The following is a 16,087-nucleotide window of genomic DNA, read 5'->3' as shown; positions in this document are numbered from 1 at the left end:
TACGGTTATTTTCAAGTGTTCGGGTATCCCCGAAAAGGAATGAATTATTTCACGAGGGCAACAATTTTTTGTGCACCGTCTGCCATCGAATCCGCTGCTACGATATTAAGGCCGGATTCTGACAAAATCTTTTTGCCAAGATCAACATTCGTACCTTCTAATCTGACAACGAGCGGTTTCGTAAGACCGAGCTGTTTTGCAGCTTCCACTACCCCGTCCGCAATTACGTCACAACGCATAATGCCGCCGAAGATATTTACAAAAATACCTTCTACTTTTGCATCTGACAAAATGATTTTAAAAGCTTCTGTTACTTTTTCGGTTGTAGCACCGCCCCCTACATCAAGGAAGTTAGCGGGGTCCCCACCGTAATATTTAATAATGTCCATCGTTGCCATCGCAAGACCTGCTCCGTTAACCATACAGCCGATGTTCCCATCAAGTGCTATGTAGCTCAGATCAAACTTGGAAGCTTCAATTTCTTTCTCATCTTCTTCATCCAGATCGCGAAGTGCTTGAATATCTTTATGACGATAAAGAGCATTTGAATCAAAGTTCAATTTCGCATCCAGTGCCATTACATTACCATCGCCTGTTACTACAAGCGGGTTGATCTCTGCAATCGAACAATCTTTATCCACGAAAGCTTCGTAGAGAGCAAGCATAAATTTCGTTGCTTTGTTTACGAGCTCATTAGGAATGTTGATTGCATACGCAAGTCTCCGGGCTTGGAATACTTGAAGTCCAACAGCCGGATCGACGATTTCTTTGAAAATCTTCTCTGGTGTAGCTTCTGCTACTTCTTCAATCTCAGTACCGCCTTCTTCAGAAGCCATCAGAACGACTCGTCCTGTTGCACGGTCCACGACCACTCCCACATAATACTCTTTACGAATATCGCAACCTTCTTCAATAAGAAGTCTTTTCACTTCTTTGCCTTCTGGTCCTGTTTGGTGCGTTACAAGCACTTTCCCAAGAATTTCAGAGGCATATTCACGTACTTCATCCATAGTTTTGGCTACTTTTACGCCGCCTGCTTTACCACGTCCACCTGCGTGGATCTGTGCTTTCACTACAGTCACCGGGCTTCCCAGCGACGCAGCGGCTTCAACCGCTTCTTCAACTGTATAAGCTACTTTTCCGTTTGGAACGGCAACTCCGTACTGTTTAAGTACTTCTTTTCCTTGATATTCATGGATATTCATTCTCGAATCCTCCTATCAACATGACTGCAACAAGGCGGGCTAATTAGTCATATTTCCTTATAAACCCACATCATTGTAACACGTTTTTAAAACGCTTACCTTAAAAATTGGTATCAAACTGAGTGTATTTTGATATCGATATCATTCCAAATAAAGAATGTTTGGGTAAAAATGGAAAAACCTTCTACGCTCATTCTCTTGAGTAGTAGAAGGTTCCTCCTTTTTTCAGATGAATTATAAAGCTCGTTCTTATCAGCCTATTTTTATCTTAGTTCTTCTTTTGTTTGTCCTCGACATTATTTTCGTGAACCTGTGTTAATAGATCTGTGAATTGATTTAATAAAGATCTAAACTGATCATCATCAAGACAAGCTTGATTCCGCATCGCATTCGGGATATGAACCGCTTCATCTTGGAGCAATTTCCCTTTTTCGGTCAGCGAAATAAGTACTTTTCTTTCATCATGTGCAGAACGCTCTCTGTTAATCAGCCCTGCGGTCTGCATACGTTTAAGCAGCGGAGTAAGGGTGCCGGAATCGAGATACAGCGCTTCGCCAATCTCCTTCACTGTACATTCCTCTCGCTCCCACAACACCATGAGCACTAAATACTGGGAATAGGTGACACCGATCTTGTCTAGATATGGCTGGTAAAGCTTTGTTATCTCTCTAGAACAAGCATATATAGCAAAACAAAGCTGGTTCTCCAGCTTTAACTCTTCATGAATTTTCATTAATATCCACCTGCTCCCTGGCATTCAAATCATGTTGGATTCTGATGCAAAATACATATACAACCCAATCTTTGTATCTTATTTTATCATAGCAAATCTAAAATACCATATTTAATTTCCAATCATTTAGTCGCACCCTAAATTTATTACGGAAAATTAGATTGCATGAAACATATATGTAACACAATATGCCTTCTAGAAGCTGAGGATTGAATTAGTAATATTACTTCACTTCTGTTATCCCATCATTATAGAGCAGATAAGACACAGAATAAAAAAAATGAAATAGTAATCTATAAGGCAAAGGAAAATACGGTTGTCATTCGTAAAGATCGCAGCAGGGCATGTAATACCAAGTGTAGAAGTTAGTAAAACAGAAATTAAAGAAAAAGAAATTAGTAAAATAGAATAAATCTTGTCCTTGATCTTCAATCAACACATGCAGAAAAACAACATCAATCAGTGGTGCTAGTGGGAATTACATATAAAGGTCTGTAAATGTGTGTCCGAGACGTTCATTTAAAACATCCGAGTATTCTTCTATAATTAAGATTGACATCGAAAAGTATCATTGTTTACAATGAACTTGCTAGTAAATGATTCCATTTGAGTATAATAACCTTCTAACGTCGTTTTAGTAGAACCCTAAATTTATTTTTGAAGTTAAGTTATTTAGCTTAAAAATTACAGACTAAAAGTTCACACATAAGTTCTATTGAAATCCATTGAAATATACATGTTCATTTTGAAAATAAGGAAGCACCTTTTTTCATGTTTAATTACCCATTCACCTTGAGTGGGATAAACTGAAAACGAGGTGTTTTTTCATATGTACGGAAAATTATTTGGAGCTTGTTTATACGGGATCGATGGGGTACTCATTGAAGTAGAAACAGATTTGTCTAACGGGTTACCTCAAACTTCGATTATCGGACTTCCTGACTCTGCAATACGTGAAGCAGTAGAACGTGTCCGAGCTGCGATCAAAAACTGTGGTTTTCAGTATCCCTTGCAGCGGATTACCATTAATCTCGCACCTGCCGACCTACGTAAAGAAGGGTCATCTTTTGATCTCGCCATTGCTCTGGCCGTATTAACAACTAGTGAGCAGCTTATCCTTCCTGCAAATAAGAAAACTTTATTTTTAGGCGAATTAGCACTCGATGGAAGTCTTAGACCTGTACCCGGTATCCTTAGTATGGTAGACCTTGCTCGCCGGCAAGGCTTTGATTCTGTTGTCGTTCCCATAGAGAATGTAACCGAAGGTTCGGTTATCCAAGGAATTGAAGTCTATGGTCTTCGGCATTTAAGAGATTTGGTCCCCTCCGTGTCTGGAGACGCGGATTCATCTAAATCCAAGGGGAAAATACAGCAAGGAAGAATACAGCTCGAAGACTACGCTCATCTTTCTACAAATACATATGCATCACGTAAAGAATCTTCTGAAGAAGGTTCTTATCTTATGGAAGACTATATTGATGTTCTAGGACAACAGCATGTGAAAAGAGCACTCACAATTGCTGCCGCTGGAATGCACAACATTATGCTGGTAGGTCCTCCAGGCACGGGAAAAACGATGCTCATCAAACGTCTGCCGACCATACTCCCTCCGCTTACCGATCAAGAAGCACTTGAAGTCACCAAAGTTCTAAGCGCTTCAGGCAAATTAAAAAATGGACTGAGTAGACTAGCAACTGTTCGTCCGTTTCGCTCTCCACATCATACGATTTCAGCCGCCGGCCTGATCGGAGGAGGAACAATACCAAAACCTGGAGAAGTCAGTCTTGCTCACCGAGGAATTTTGTTCCTGGATGAACTTCCTGAGTTTAACCGTCAAGTCCTTGAAGTACTAAGACAACCGCTAGAGGATCGACATGTAACACTTAGCAGAGCCCGGGCTGCTTTTACATTCCCTGCTCATTTTATGCTCGCCGCCTCCATGAATCCTTGTCCGTGCGGATATGCTGGCAATGATCCTAAGCAGCAGCGATGTACTTGTACACCTCATAAAATAGCCGCCTATCGTGCCAAAATATCTGGACCGCTGCTGGACCGGATTGATTTACAAGTCGAAGTCCCCCGGCCCAAAGAAGGCCTTGAGGTAAAGATTACATCCTCCTCTGCAGATCTCCAAGCACAGGTGCTGGCTGCACAGAAAATTCAGGAAGAGCGGTATAAGGGTCTGCCGATCTCATGGAACAGTGAGCTATCGGGCAGTTTACTTCGTCGGACTGCTGTTCTGGATAAGCCTGCCGAGGACATGCTTCATCAGACCATTGATGCTCTTGGGCTTAGCATGAGATCTTATGATCGGATTCTCAAGATGGCTCGTACGATTGCAGATCTAGCAGTAGAAGAGCAGATTACAACACTCCATGTAGCAGAAGCCATTCAGTATCGGAACTTAGATGTGAGATCTGTGGCGATGCAGGAATATGAATAAAGAAAAGAATTTTCTGAGGTTTAAACATAAGAATCAAAAATATGAATTCAAAAAATACGAAATGAAAAATAAATATCAAAAACAAACCCATCTTCTTTCGAGGATCGGGTTTGCTTTATCTTTTGGCTATTAATCTCTAGGGTAATCCATTCTCATTATATCCATGAAGGGGACTTTATACAGCCCTTCTTCAGACTGAATATGTACCTTGCCTGTACGTGAATCCATCGTCACGATCTGCCCTCGTACTTTTTCTTCCCATGCCCATACCGTCACTTCAATTGTGGATTCTTCCTGATAGGCTTCTGACAACTGATTCCCTAATTCTTCTAGTACAAATTCATCTCTTGTTGGCCGCTTAGGTACTTTCGATTTTGCCATGATGATGTCCTCCGATCAATTCATGCTATATTTTGAGTTATTATTAAATTCAGTTATTTTGTAAAATACTCATTTAAGATATTGTCTTTGTAAAGGTCCATTATATCGCATATCCGTTCTGCAGGATAACTTTTTAATCAAATCCCCACAGTTTCCTCACATCCTTGTACGTTCTAAAGTCTATTTCCATCTTCGATGAAATTTACTAAGATCATTCAAAGCTTCTTCCATATCATACTTTCTCAATAAATCGCCGATTTCCACATACTCTATAACTCCAAATCTTGCTTTGTAAAAAGCGAGCTTTTGTATTTTATAAGGCTCCCCTTCTAATCGATTCAGTAAATAATAAGTCACTAGTTCTGCAGCTTCTTTCCAGTTATATCCGTGTTTTTTAGTCGTTTTGATATCATACAGCGTATCTCCAATCATAAAATCAGCCGAAGCTCCGCCCACTCGTCTTCGCTTCTCATCAAAGGAAGGAAAATACTTAATTTCTGTCCTTTGCTCATAAGGAAAACGTTCTTCAAAGATCTGCCATAGAAGCTTTAGGTCGCTCTCTCCATCAGGCATAGGAGGATGGATAAACTGCTGAACAAATTCAGTTGGACTGGTAAAAGTCGCATGTACACCAAGCCGGTAGATCGTATCGAGCTTACTGCACATAAAGGCTCCGTGGATAAATTTTTCTTCCGAAACCGCTTCTCCTCTTATAAATGAATCCCAAACCTCAGTGAAACTCTCAAAAAGATGAGTCAGTTCATCGATCGCAGGTACATCGGAAAAGAATTCATGAATCACTTCGTACCCTTTTCTTGCAAGCGGATTGAAGGCTTTATCAGGAGAATCTTGATTTTTCCTAGCCAAAATAGCACTGATCATATATTGAAAAGACACCCTAACGAGTCCAGATACATAGCTCGTAAAATTAGAATCTGCAAGTATCGATTTTTTCTTAAAAGGAGGAACTTCCGTAGAATAAGATTTAAAATCTGCTGCTTTCGGTGTAACTTTACGGATGATTTCTTGAAAGTCCTTATTTGTATGAATAAGCGAAGTTAAGCTCAAAGTATGCCACCTCGTATCGGAGTATCGATCTAAAGAACGAAGATTATATCTATTAAATGAATTCCACCACTCTTAACCAATCTCAATTATAGCACAAATGTTCGCATTTTTCTTGTGTAAAACCAATTTTTAAAAAGCAGTAAGAATAAACAAACCAAAAAGAAGTTCCCTACGAACTGATCGCTGTCATAGGGAACTTCTTCTTCGTTAAATAGCTGAATTCGATGATTAACCACGAGCCGAATCAATTACATGACTCATTTAAATGATGAATTTGTAACTATATTTAGACAAAAGCATTTGACCTATATCGTAATTAAAGCAACTAAAGGTATTATGAATTTGATATAGTTAGCGTTTATTTAAATATCGTTAATTTTTCAGATGCTGATGTACGTTCTTGCGGTTTAGGAACGACATCAGGATAGCCGATATAGAGCATACCTACAATCTTCTCACCTGGAACAATGCCAAGTGTTTCTCTAAACTTAGGCCCGTACAAGAACGGTTTTGTCACCCAGAATGTTCCAACCTCTTCAGCCCAGGCTGCTAACATAAAGTTCTGCACAAGCGCACTTGTTGCTGCAAAATCTTCATCAAAGATCGCTTGTCTCGGATCTTCTTTCATAACAACAAGCATAATCGTCGGCACATTCAGGACCGTAGTTACAAACTTGTTGTCTTCCCCCATCTCAGCAGCGATGGCCTCCGATAACTTTTGACGACCCTCTTCCCGGAATAGTAAAAATCTCCACGGCTCACGAAGCTTATGGTTTGGCGCCCATACAGCTGTGTCCAAAAACTCTGTAATCTTTTCTACAGGTACGGGTTGTTCCTGAAATTTCTTAATTGTACGGCGTCCACGGATAACTTCCTTTATGTCTAAGTTCTTTGCTGCTGCTTGTACAGGTGTATCACTCATTCCGATTTCCTCCTCAAGAAAAACTCAAAGTATTTTTTCACTCGTTACATAGATAATGAGAATGTTTATCAATTAAAGCACTGCCCCTAGCATACCTTGGTAAAGGTTGTAAAGTCAATTCCTCACAATGGAAAAAGTCCAGCACCCATTCGGTTGTTTCCCCCCAGGGTCTGGACATTCAAGTTATACGTCTTTGATACCGCTTTTTCACATTACATTACTTTACATTACATCAATTTTCGTTACATCACTCTACGACACTTCACTTTACATTATTTTACTTTACATTACTTTACTCTACATTACTTTACTCTACATTACTTCACTCACAAAAGAAGTGGAATCTAGTATATTAGAAAGCATTCTCAATATGTTTAATCTCTATCGGCCCCTCGGACCAATTCACGGTAGGAAGTAAAACACCCATCACATCAAAGCGTATCTGTCTATTGCCAAGATGGCGATCTTGAAGATACACGGCGGCAGTCTGCCGCACCTGATTTATTTTACGATGATTCACAGACTCAAGAGCCGTTCCATACTGATGCGAACCGGTTCGACTTCGAACTTCCACAAAAATATACATATCCTCAAGTACAGCGATAATATCAATCTCACCGCTTCGGCATCTCCAGTTGGTTTCCACGATTCGGTAACCTGCCTCTATTAAAAACCTAGCTGCCGCTTCTTCTCCCGCTTTTCCTTTGGCTTTCCGTGTATCTTTGGGTACTTCACTGCGAAAGTTTGCTCCATTAGGAACTTGTCCGTTATTCATCGCAATTCCTCTCTACTCGGGATGAGTATATTTTTTGCTTTTTGTTCAGTCTGGTAGACAAATGTCAGCACTTCGGCAACCAGCTGATAGAGTTCAGGAGGGATTTGGGTATCCAAATCAAGCTTGGAGAGAACTTCGACTAAAGCTGCATCTTCCTGAATCGGTACCCCATGTTCTTTTGCTTTTTCTAGTATCGAATCTGCCAAAGTCCCGTTGCCTTTAGCCACGACGATCGGCGCTTCTGCTTCTCCCGGTGTATATTTTAAAGCTACTGCCTTTTTCTGTTCTTGTTTTTGCGAGGTGTCCTCTTTCATATTCGCAGATCCACCCCTTTATAAGAGTCAGGTACATAGGTATCTAGCAGATGTTTTGGTGGGGGTCCTGATTCGTTACCGCTCGTAAAGGATTCTCTGGTTGCTACTTCTGAACGAAATACGGACAGTTGGTACCCTGTGTTCTCGAGGAGTGATCCAATCTGATCATGTCCTTCTTCAAAAATACGAGCGGAAAGCTCATTATCTGTACGAATATGCAGGCTGATCACTTTACCAACCACCTGCATGTCTATTAATGTGGGGCCAAGCTGCTTCATATTCAGATCAAACCAAATCCGACAATGGGATGCATCCAGTTCGCCTCTGGGCCCGCGCCGAGACTCGATTTGTACATTTGCCGTCAACTGTCCGTCTGCTCCTGTTAGCGGGATGAACCAATTCATCTGGGCAAAAGGAGCTGTCCGGTCCGTATTCATTAGCAGCTGATGCCCTGTAAGCAAGTGTACAAGCTGCCCAGCCGTCTCTTTCACAGCCGGCGGAAGTTCTACACTTGCCTCTGCTTGCAGCAGCAGGCCCTTCAGTGTGTCCGCTTGCTCTGCTGCGGCCACCCCACTCTGCGCGGGAGAAGGCAATGTCCCGCGCAGGGTCTGCTGCTCGTGCTCCGCACCGAGCAGCTTCAGCACACGCCCCACCCACGAGTCATCACTCGCGGCGGCAGGCGTGTGCCCGGGTGCTGGCTGTACATCAGCACCCTGCCCCTGCTGCGGCGTGCCTGGCACCGCAGCAGCTTTGCTGGCCGAGTTCTCACCGGCCAGCTGGATTTGCGGCGCTGCCTGCAGTTCCTGCAGCAGGTTTGTTACGCGCCGCGCCAGTTCAGGCCCAGGCGGCACAGCTGCTGAGCGAGCAGGAATCAGCTCTGCCTCTCCCTGATCTGCAGTTCCTGCGTTTGCAGACCTGTTTACGAATGGCTCTCTTTCACTCGGCGCTGACAGGGATACAAACTTCGTATCTTTTACGATTGGGTCTCCACTTGAATTTTTCTTACTTGCATTTTCACCGCCATGAACCTGATCATTCCCCTCACTTGCAGCTGCATTTTTAGGGGCCTGATTCTGTTCCTCGCTACCCTCTGTTTTGATACCCATACTCTGTATATTTCCGCTTCCCTTTAATCCGCTGTCATGGGTATTTACTTTAGAGCTCGTCATTCCTTCCACTTCACTTGCGCCCTGTTCCTCTGTAGCAGCAGAACTTAGATTACTCGTATTCTTTGCGCCCATTTCTCCAGCTTTAGAATCAGGATCTCCATTCGTTAGCGGTGTTGCCGCGCTTCCTGCAGCATTTTCAGCACGAAGACCCGTAACACCATACTCGGCAGAGGACACCATTCCTCGTTTACCTTCCGTCATACTAACATTCCCACTACCATTCTCTGCTTTCGTTTCAGGACGCAGCGGTATCTCAGAACCTGGGGATGGGGTCCGGTTCCCGTCTACGATCCCCGTCGTTTTAGCAGAACTGCCCTTCCATGGCGAGTCTGCCATCAATTTTTGCAGCATACCATCCAGTTCACCCATAAGTTGATCCAGCGAAGGACCATACAAAGCCATATGGAGACTTTGAACACTCGTTCCGGTAACGGGAAGTCCTCGCTGCATAGCAAGACTTACCGAGTTCACCCATTCGCCTAATTTTATATTTTCAGGTTTCGCCGTCATCGCGCTTTGCACATTGGTCACATTTTCTTTCGTAAGCTGAATACCGCTTTGCTGCATCGCAATCAGCAGCTGCCTGTTTTCTTTTGTGTCCGTCAGCTTAAGCGAACTTAAGAGATCGGTCATGGTGCCGGGTGAAGCAGATGCAAGTGTTCCTTCATACGGCTTCATCACGAGCATGCCGTCTTTATTCGGAGAACCTACCTGGAGTATGGCGGTATCTCCGGCTTTCATAGGTGTATCCAGTGCAGCTCGTATTTGAACTCCTTTAATCTGGAGGACCGCTTCTTTCTGGTCTGCGGATACCTGTACAACGCTCGCCCGAACCACCTGTCCTTCTTTTAATTCAAGTGACTTTGAACCTCCCGCTGCCTTTGAATCGCCTAACAGTCCTCGTAAGGTTTGTCCTATATTCATGGGAATAATTCCCCTTTCATTGCATTCTGCCCTGTCTCGCTGTGTTACTTTATCCTTATTATCGGTTATCCCATGGTCACACTGAAGTTAAGTGCTATTAAAAAAAGATAACCCCGGTATAAACCAAAGTTACCTTCTACTACAGACAGAAACAAAACCTGAGTTACATTAAAATAACGTCGGCTGTTCCTGTTCACCCAAAATTTTGCCAAGAAAGCTTCGCCGATGCATAGGGGTGGCCCCTAAAGCCAGCAGCTGCTCTCTATGAAATTTCGTTGCATATCCCTTATGTACGGCAATCCCGTATTCCGGATACATTTCATCCCATACTTCCTTACACATCCGGTCTCTTGTCACTTTAGCAATAATCGAAGCTGCGCCAATGGACTGACTGTTGGCATCCCCTTTAATGATCGATAATTGAGGTATCGGAAGATCCACCGTTTCCGCATCTACCAGTAAGTGATCTGGCGCCACAACGAGTTGTTCAACTGCTTTTTTCATAGCTAGTCTGGAAGCTTGTCTGATGTTGATCCGATCAATCGTTTCGACATCACAGATCCCTACGCCGACAGCCAGCGCTTCTTTCATAATGATGTCATAGAGCAAGTCACGTTTTTTGTCCGATAGTTTCTTAGAGTCATTCACTCCATCAAGGACAAGCCCTTTGGGGAGAATGACTGCAGCAGCAACTACATCTCCAAACAAACAGCCTCTTCCTACTTCATCAATTCCTGCAATATATTCGGCTCCACTTTCCCATGCTTCTCGTTCATAGCGCAGCATATCTATCGTTTTATTCTCTTCTTGCTCATAATCTAACATGTCAATCTCCTGATTCTTCAAAACATATCTTCCCCTTCGCGGTGTTACTCCGTATTTATTATCATAGCATATGTAACCTTATACGAGAACCTTCTCTAATGCAGCGATCTGTTATTGAAAATCTGGCATAAAAAAAGTCCCTGCCTAAAAGCAGAGACCTTTCCTACCTACTATATTCACAGCTGATTTCGTAAAATGGCTTAGTATGGAGCTTCCAGACTGAAACGTCCAAGCTTGCCCGCTCTCAGTTCTCTTAACAAGATAGAGGAAGCTTTCTCAAGATCTACTCGTCCACCACTGATAATCGCACCGCGTTTACGTCCAATTGCTTCCATAATGGCAACAATCTCATCCGGGTTATCGATATCCTTAGGCGGTTCTTCGAGTCCGTAGCGTTCCTTCATTGCCGGCCAGTAGAACTGAACGAGATATTTGATAGCAAAAAATGCGATATCTTCGATATTCAGAATTTCTTCTTTAATCGCTCCCGTTACGGCAAGACGATATCCAACATTTTGATCCTCAAATTTAGGCCACAGAATACCTGGGGTATCAAGCAATTCGATCTCTCTGTTCGCTACCTTAATCCATTGCTGCGCCTTCGTCACACCAGGTTTGTCTCCGGTTGCTGCAATGTTACGGCCTGCCATTCGGTTAATCAGTGTCGATTTTCCAACGTTAGGAATACCTACAATTAAAGCCCGTATAGGACGAGGATTGATCCCTTTTGCAATCTGTCTGTCGATCTTATCTTTGAACAAAAGCTTGGCAGTTGCCGGAATGTCTTTTACACCCGTACCTGTATTCGCATCAATCGCAAGGGTCGTATGCCCTTCCTCTTTGAAATACTTAATCCACTCTTCTGTTACTTCCGGATCGGCCAGATCTGCTTTATTCAGCAAAATCATCCGAGGTTTGCCTTGCAAAATCTCATCAATCATGGGATTTCGGCTGGAGATCGGCAAACGTGCATCAATCAGCTCAATTACTACGTCAATCAGTTTCAGTTTATCCTGAATTTGACGACGTGCTCTTGTCATATGTCCGGGAAACCATTGTATAGTCAAGTTCATTCACCTTCTTTTACACAGCATTTCTGATAAACCTATACATCAATCAGAATCATTTTTAGTGGTTAATCCACTCAATATCTTTTATCGGCCAGAAGATTACATCTGCTCTACCTACCACATCTTCGAGCGGAACATAACCAATCATACGGCTATCCGTACTGTTACTACGGTTATCACCCATCGCAAAAATCATGCCTTCAGGCACTTTTCCATCCGGGAAAAATTCATTTGGGAAGTTATACGTATTATACTGACCGCCATCTGCCTGAGCTTCTTCAATCGCTTCTTTTAAATAAGGCTCATCGATCACTTGCCCATTTACTTTTACTTCATCTCCATTAACTTCAACCGTATCCCCGCCTACCGCAATAACCCGTTTAATAAAATCACGGTTTTCGGAAGGAACGTGAAATACTACCACTTCTCCACGTTTCGGCTCTCTAATATCATACAAGATCTGATTCACAATGACTCTTTCACCCGTATGAAAATTAGGTTTCATTGAAGGGCCATCCACAATAAATGGTTTAAACAAGAAGAAGCGAATAATGAAAACCAGTACTAAAGCAATCGCAATCGCTTTGGTCCATTCCCATACTTCATTTTTCACTTTCTTTGATTTAGAATCTCCATCTTGTGGTGGATTCACTCGTCCATTTTGTACATCCTGCTCCATAGCTCGTTCTCATCCTTCCATGTCATCAAATGACGCATTTAACGAATTTATGTATGATTCCTTTTCCTTATCAATAGGTTGCCTATTCTGACCAAGGAAACATCATCTACTTAAGAGTCCCTCAAGCTATTGTAAGAGAAATAAGTACAGGTTACAACTTTCTATTTCAACAAAGATAAAGTAAAAAAAGCAAAAAGGGCTTGTTTCCAAGCCCTTTCCGTTATTCGTTATATTAACGAATTTCTTTAATTCTCGCTGCTTTACCGCGAAGTTCACGAAGATAATAAAGCTTCGCACGACGCACTTTACCACGGCGAGCCACTTCGAGTTTATCGATTTTTGGGGAATGAAGCGGGAAAGTTCTTTCCACACCTACACCGTAAGAAATTTTACGAACTGTAAAAGTCTCACTGATTCCACCACCACGGCGTTTGATTACTACACCTTCAAACAACTGGATACGTTCGCGTGTTCCCTCGATAACCTTAACGTGCACTTTTACAGTGTCACCAGGACGAAAGTTTGGCAAATCAGTACGAAGTTGTTCTTGTGTAATCGCTTGGACGATATTCATCTATGACTCCCTCCTTCCGTACAGGTGTTCATGTATCTTCCGGATACTCTCAACGTTATCCATCATCATCCACAGAGGACCACCGTATTCCACACAACAGAATAATTATAACATGCACTACTAATATATTGCAAGTGTCCTGCTCTATTATTTTAATAATATTATATTGTAAGAACCTTGTAACTTTCTAACGTTCCTTCTCGTTTAGGATAGAGAGAAGATGATATGATAATCAAAAGGAATCTTCATTCCTTTACTGATTTTAAAAGGAGAACTGTATGAACCGCAAGTTTTTGAAAAAATGGAGCCCCCGGCTCGCTATTGTCCTGGTCGCCATGATTATAGTGTATGCAGCACTTGTTGCGAATCCAACGAATGCATTTAGTCACAAGGTATGTACCTCATGGCAAATGGTTAAGAACAAGTCATTTATATTGTCCCACCGTCCGTTATCTGAGAATATTATAAATACGGCCTACGCAGACAATATAACGGAGCAGCAGGCTGAACAAGTCCCTGTACTTATGTATCATTATCTTGTTCCTAAGTCGCTAAATAAAGAACCAGGCAATAAATCAGTTATGAATGTAGAAGATTTTGAAAAGGGAATGGATTATCTTCACCAAGAAGGATATTATACTCCTACTCTGCAAGAGCTCGAACAATACGTTAATGGTGAAATAACACTGCCTAAAAAATCAGTTGTCATTACTTTTGATGATGGATATGAGAATAATCTAATTTATGCCTATCCTATTTTGAAAAAATATAATTTCAACGCTGCCATCTTTGTCATTGGAAGTAAAACACAAGAAAATAATGAACCATTTGATCCTGCTCGCAAAAGTTTTTTAACAAAAGCACAAATGGAAGAAAGCAAGGATGTATTTGAGTTCCACAGTCACACCTATAATCTCCACTATAAAGGCTTTGAAAAATGCGGTTCCACGTACGCGGCAGGTCTTGACACCAAACTGCTGAAACAAGATATGAAGCAAATGAAAGAATTCGGCATTGATACCCCTTATTTTGCATATCCTTATGGGAATAAAAGTACACAAATGATGTATTATTTGCGTGAAGAAGGTTACCGTATGGCATTCTCGGTAAGACAAGGTTTTGTTAAACCCGGAGATAATCCAATGAAGCTGAATCGATTAACTGTAACCACAGGTACCGATTTATCTGTCCTTCTCCATCCACCGGATGAAAGTTTAGAATGACATAAAGAAGGCTGCCCCCAGCACATACGCATGGGTGCAGCCTTTCTTTTTGTATTTTAGTAGATAATGCTCGAACTAAGGACATATCTCTATCGATCCATAAACTGGTATGTTAGTTTATCGTAATCATAGTTCTCCGCAGTACCCGCTTATTCAGCTTCGTTATTTCGTTCATGCTCACGAATCTGCTGCTCGAGCCAGATCTTTTCTTTCTTCGTCATCTCAGTATGTTCAAGCAGGTCTGGACGGCGCGTATATGTCCGCCAAAGCGACTGCTGTCTACGCCATAGGTCAATATTACGATGATGACCAGATAAGAGGACGTCCGGCACTTTATGACCTCTGTACTCCGCTGGTCTCGTGTAGTGAGGATATTCTAAGAGGCCTGTGCTAAATGAGTCCGTGATCGCACTCGTTTCGTTACCCAGAACCCCAGGAAGGAGTCTAACCACACTATCGATTACCACCATGGCCGGAAGTTCTCCGCCAGTAAGTACATAATCTCCTGTAGAGATCTCGTCTGTAACGAGATGCTCACGGATTCGTTCATCATAACCTTCATAATGACCACAAATAAAGATCAAGTGATCTTCTTTGGAGAGTTCCTCTGCTTTTTTCTGAGTGAATGTCTCGCCTTGCGGGCACATCAGAATAATGCGAGGAGGTTTCTTAGAAGGGTCTATCGCGCCATTCTCTAAATCTGTACCTGTGATACTTTCGACTGCATTAAAAATAGGTTCTGGTTTAAGAACCATTCCCCCACCGCCGCCATAGGGCGTATCATCTACCTGTCCATGTTTATTGCCTGAATACTCACGAAAATTGATCGCTTGTAAAGATACAATGCCTTTTTCTTGTGCTTTTCCGAGAATACTCGTCTCAAACACACCAGGAAACATCTCAGGGAACAGTGTTAATACATCTACCTTCATTAAATAAGCCCTTCCATCAAATGAACCGTGATCTTTTTGTTTGTGATATCTACATGAAGTACAACATCATCAATATATGGAAGCAGAACTTCTTTTCCGTTATTCATTTTGACGACCCATACGTCATTGGCACCGGGTGTAAGAATTTCTTTCACCGTCCCAAGTTCTTCACCTTCATCTGTGATGACAGTACAGCCGACAATTTGATGGAAATAAAATTCGTCATCCGAAAGTTCTGTTTGATATTCTTCAGAAACCTTGAGCATGGATCCTTTATATTGCTCAACTTCATTAATATTATTGAATCCTTCAAATTGAACGACATACATATTTTTATGGAATCTTGCTGATTCCACAACAACAGGAATGATCTGTTTCGTCGTATCTATAACAAGTTTACTGCCTTTTGCAAAACGTTCTTCTGGAAAGTCTGTTAACGGCAATACTTTTAGTTCACCTTTAATTCCATGTGTGTTTACGATCTTACCTACATTAAAAAATTGTGCCATAATTCCTCCTGTATATCGATTATACGATTCTATAAGCATGTACGAAAAAGGGCTAGGAAATGCATCCTAACCCCCTTTCGTATATCTTTAAGATATGATATCAACGGTAACCCGTTTATCCATCTTAACTGCTGCCGATGTGACGACCGTACGGAGTGCTTTCGCAATCCTCCCCTGTTTACCAATCACTTTCCCAACATCTTCAGGATGTACGGTCAGTTCATAGACTACCAGGCGATCCTTTTCAAGCGTCCGGACCGACACATCTTCCGGATGATCTACCAAAGCCTTCGCAATAACGCCGACTAATTGTTCCATAGATACCCTCCGTTATCAGCACC

General features: G+C 42.1%; 17 protein-coding genes. 2 read left to right on the top strand and 15 right to left on the bottom strand.

Annotated features, from left to right (window positions below; all coding sequences use genetic code 11):
- Positions 1 to 44: 44 nt before the first annotated feature.
- Positions 45 to 1,205: an ADP-forming succinate--CoA ligase subunit beta gene (gene sucC / locus QPK24_RS08865; RefSeq protein ID WP_285747955.1), complete on the bottom strand. Its 1,161-nt coding sequence runs from the start codon at positions 1,203 to 1,205 to the stop codon at positions 45 to 47.
- Positions 1,206 to 1,473: 268 nt separating this feature from the next.
- Positions 1,474 to 1,938 (bottom strand): MarR family winged helix-turn-helix transcriptional regulator, encoded by a 465-nt coding sequence (locus tag QPK24_RS08860; RefSeq protein WP_285747954.1) that lies wholly within the window; start codon positions 1,936 to 1,938, stop codon positions 1,474 to 1,476.
- 829 nt (positions 1,939 to 2,767) lie between these two features.
- On the opposite strand from QPK24_RS08860, the gene QPK24_RS08855 reads away from it, so the two are divergent.
- A complete protein-coding gene (locus tag QPK24_RS08855) occupies positions 2,768 to 4,381 on the top strand; it encodes a YifB family Mg chelatase-like AAA ATPase (protein WP_285747952.1) in 1,614 nt (537 codons plus the stop codon).
- A 129-nt stretch (positions 4,382 to 4,510) separates the two neighbouring features.
- Here the strand turns inward: QPK24_RS08855 and QPK24_RS08850 are convergent, their stop codons facing one another.
- The 10 genes from QPK24_RS08850 to rplS form a co-directional block, all read right to left on the bottom strand.
- Positions 4,511 to 4,762: a YolD-like family protein gene (locus QPK24_RS08850; protein WP_160036445.1), complete on the bottom strand. Its 252-nt coding sequence runs from the start codon at positions 4,760 to 4,762 to the stop codon at positions 4,511 to 4,513.
- Positions 4,763 to 4,942: 180 nt separating this feature from the next.
- Positions 4,943 to 5,830, bottom strand: a complete 888-nt coding sequence (locus tag QPK24_RS08845; protein WP_285747949.1) for a hypothetical protein — start codon at positions 5,828 to 5,830, stop codon at positions 4,943 to 4,945.
- A 358-nt stretch (positions 5,831 to 6,188) separates the two neighbouring features.
- The gene (locus tag QPK24_RS08840) at positions 6,189 to 6,752 is read right to left on the bottom strand and encodes a nitroreductase family protein (protein ID WP_285747947.1); all 564 of its coding nucleotides are present in this window, start codon (positions 6,750 to 6,752) and stop codon (positions 6,189 to 6,191) included.
- Between the two features lie 352 nt (positions 6,753 to 7,104).
- Positions 7,105 to 7,527: a YraN family protein gene (locus QPK24_RS08835; protein WP_285747945.1), complete on the bottom strand. Its 423-nt coding sequence runs from the start codon at positions 7,525 to 7,527 to the stop codon at positions 7,105 to 7,107.
- The gene (locus tag QPK24_RS08830; RefSeq protein WP_285747943.1) at positions 7,524 to 7,841 is read right to left on the bottom strand and encodes an EscU/YscU/HrcU family type III secretion system export apparatus switch protein; all 318 of its coding nucleotides are present in this window, start codon (positions 7,839 to 7,841) and stop codon (positions 7,524 to 7,526) included. Before QPK24_RS08830 ends, QPK24_RS08835 begins: the two co-directional genes overlap by 4 nt.
- Positions 7,838 to 9,934, bottom strand: coding sequence for a hypothetical protein (locus QPK24_RS08825; protein ID WP_285747941.1), 2,097 nt, complete (start codon positions 9,932 to 9,934; stop codon positions 7,838 to 7,840). The genes QPK24_RS08830 and QPK24_RS08825 overlap by 4 nt, the downstream gene beginning before the upstream one ends.
- Before the next feature lie 168 nt (positions 9,935 to 10,102).
- Positions 10,103 to 10,780, bottom strand: coding sequence for a ribonuclease HII (locus QPK24_RS08820; protein WP_407082967.1), 678 nt, complete (start codon positions 10,778 to 10,780; stop codon positions 10,103 to 10,105).
- Between the two features lie 179 nt (positions 10,781 to 10,959).
- The gene (ylqF, locus tag QPK24_RS08815; protein ID WP_160036451.1) at positions 10,960 to 11,826 is read right to left on the bottom strand and encodes a ribosome biogenesis GTPase YlqF; all 867 of its coding nucleotides are present in this window, start codon (positions 11,824 to 11,826) and stop codon (positions 10,960 to 10,962) included.
- Between the two features lie 61 nt (positions 11,827 to 11,887).
- Entirely contained in the window at positions 11,888 to 12,508 is a 621-nt protein-coding gene (lepB, locus tag QPK24_RS08810) for a signal peptidase I (protein ID WP_285747939.1), read from the bottom strand.
- 232 nt (positions 12,509 to 12,740) lie between these two features.
- Positions 12,741 to 13,082, bottom strand: coding sequence for a 50S ribosomal protein L19 (gene rplS / locus QPK24_RS08805; RefSeq protein WP_211745967.1), 342 nt, complete (start codon positions 13,080 to 13,082; stop codon positions 12,741 to 12,743).
- A 278-nt stretch (positions 13,083 to 13,360) separates the two neighbouring features.
- Here rplS and QPK24_RS08800 point away from each other — a divergent pair, with 278 nt between their 5' ends.
- Complete coding sequence (locus tag QPK24_RS08800) at positions 13,361 to 14,305, top strand: polysaccharide deacetylase family protein (protein WP_285747934.1); 945 nt, start codon at positions 13,361 to 13,363, stop codon at positions 14,303 to 14,305.
- Between the two features lie 149 nt (positions 14,306 to 14,454).
- Here the strand turns inward: QPK24_RS08800 and trmD are convergent, their stop codons facing one another.
- The 3 genes from trmD to QPK24_RS08785 form a co-directional block, all read right to left on the bottom strand.
- Entirely contained in the window at positions 14,455 to 15,237 is a 783-nt protein-coding gene (gene trmD, locus QPK24_RS08795; protein ID WP_285747932.1) for a tRNA (guanosine(37)-N1)-methyltransferase TrmD, read from the bottom strand.
- Positions 15,237 to 15,746: a ribosome maturation factor RimM gene (gene rimM, locus QPK24_RS08790; protein WP_285747930.1), complete on the bottom strand. Its 510-nt coding sequence runs from the start codon at positions 15,744 to 15,746 to the stop codon at positions 15,237 to 15,239. Before rimM ends, trmD begins: the two co-directional genes overlap by 1 nt.
- Positions 15,747 to 15,833: 87 nt before the next feature.
- Positions 15,834 to 16,064 (bottom strand): KH domain-containing protein, encoded by a 231-nt coding sequence (locus tag QPK24_RS08785; protein ID WP_047909748.1) that lies wholly within the window; start codon positions 16,062 to 16,064, stop codon positions 15,834 to 15,836.
- Between the last annotated feature and the right edge of the window lie 23 nt (positions 16,065 to 16,087).

Origin of the sequence: Paenibacillus polygoni (assembly GCF_030263935.1) — a bacterium.
Taxonomy (GTDB): Bacteria; Bacillota; Bacilli; order Paenibacillales; family Paenibacillaceae; genus Paenibacillus; species Paenibacillus polygoni.
The sequence above is the reverse complement of the archived record's forward strand: the minus strand, read 5'-3'. Positions and strand labels throughout refer to the sequence as shown.

What these genes read in the sequence shown, in the direction of transcription:
- QPK24_RS08850 (WP_160036445.1), bottom strand. Translation starts at nt 4,762, where the DNA reads ATGGCAAAATCGAAAGTACCTAAGCGGCCAACAAGAGATGAATTTGTA.
- QPK24_RS08860 (WP_285747954.1), bottom strand. Translation starts at nt 1,938, where the DNA reads ATGAAAATTCATGAAGAGTTAAAGCTGGAGAACCAGCTTTGTTTTGCT.
- QPK24_RS08830 (WP_285747943.1), bottom strand. Translation starts at nt 7,841, where the DNA reads ATGAAAGAGGACACCTCGCAAAAACAAGAACAGAAAAAGGCAGTAGCT.
- lepB (WP_285747939.1), bottom strand. Translation starts at nt 12,508, where the DNA reads ATGGAGCAGGATGTACAAAATGGACGAGTGAATCCACCACAAGATGGA.
- sucC (WP_285747955.1), bottom strand. Translation starts at nt 1,205, where the DNA reads ATGAATATCCATGAATATCAAGGAAAAGAAGTACTTAAACAGTACGGA.
- QPK24_RS08855 (WP_285747952.1), top strand. Translation starts at nt 2,768, where the DNA reads ATGTACGGAAAATTATTTGGAGCTTGTTTATACGGGATCGATGGGGTA.
- trmD (WP_285747932.1), bottom strand. Translation starts at nt 15,237, where the DNA reads ATGAAGGTAGATGTATTAACACTGTTCCCTGAGATGTTTCCTGGTGTG.
- rimM (WP_285747930.1), bottom strand. Translation starts at nt 15,746, where the DNA reads ATGGCACAATTTTTTAATGTAGGTAAGATCGTAAACACACATGGAATT.
- QPK24_RS08800 (WP_285747934.1), top strand. Translation starts at nt 13,361, where the DNA reads ATGAACCGCAAGTTTTTGAAAAAATGGAGCCCCCGGCTCGCTATTGTC.
- rplS (WP_211745967.1), bottom strand. Translation starts at nt 13,082, where the DNA reads ATGAATATCGTCCAAGCGATTACACAAGAACAACTTCGTACTGATTTG.
- QPK24_RS08840 (WP_285747947.1), bottom strand. Translation starts at nt 6,752, where the DNA reads ATGAGTGATACACCTGTACAAGCAGCAGCAAAGAACTTAGACATAAAG.
- QPK24_RS08785 (WP_047909748.1), bottom strand. Translation starts at nt 16,064, where the DNA reads ATGGAACAATTAGTCGGCGTTATTGCGAAGGCTTTGGTAGATCATCCG.
- QPK24_RS08835 (WP_285747945.1), bottom strand. Translation starts at nt 7,527, where the DNA reads ATGAATAACGGACAAGTTCCTAATGGAGCAAACTTTCGCAGTGAAGTA.
- QPK24_RS08825 (WP_285747941.1), bottom strand. Translation starts at nt 9,934, where the DNA reads ATGAATATAGGACAAACCTTACGAGGACTGTTAGGCGATTCAAAGGCA.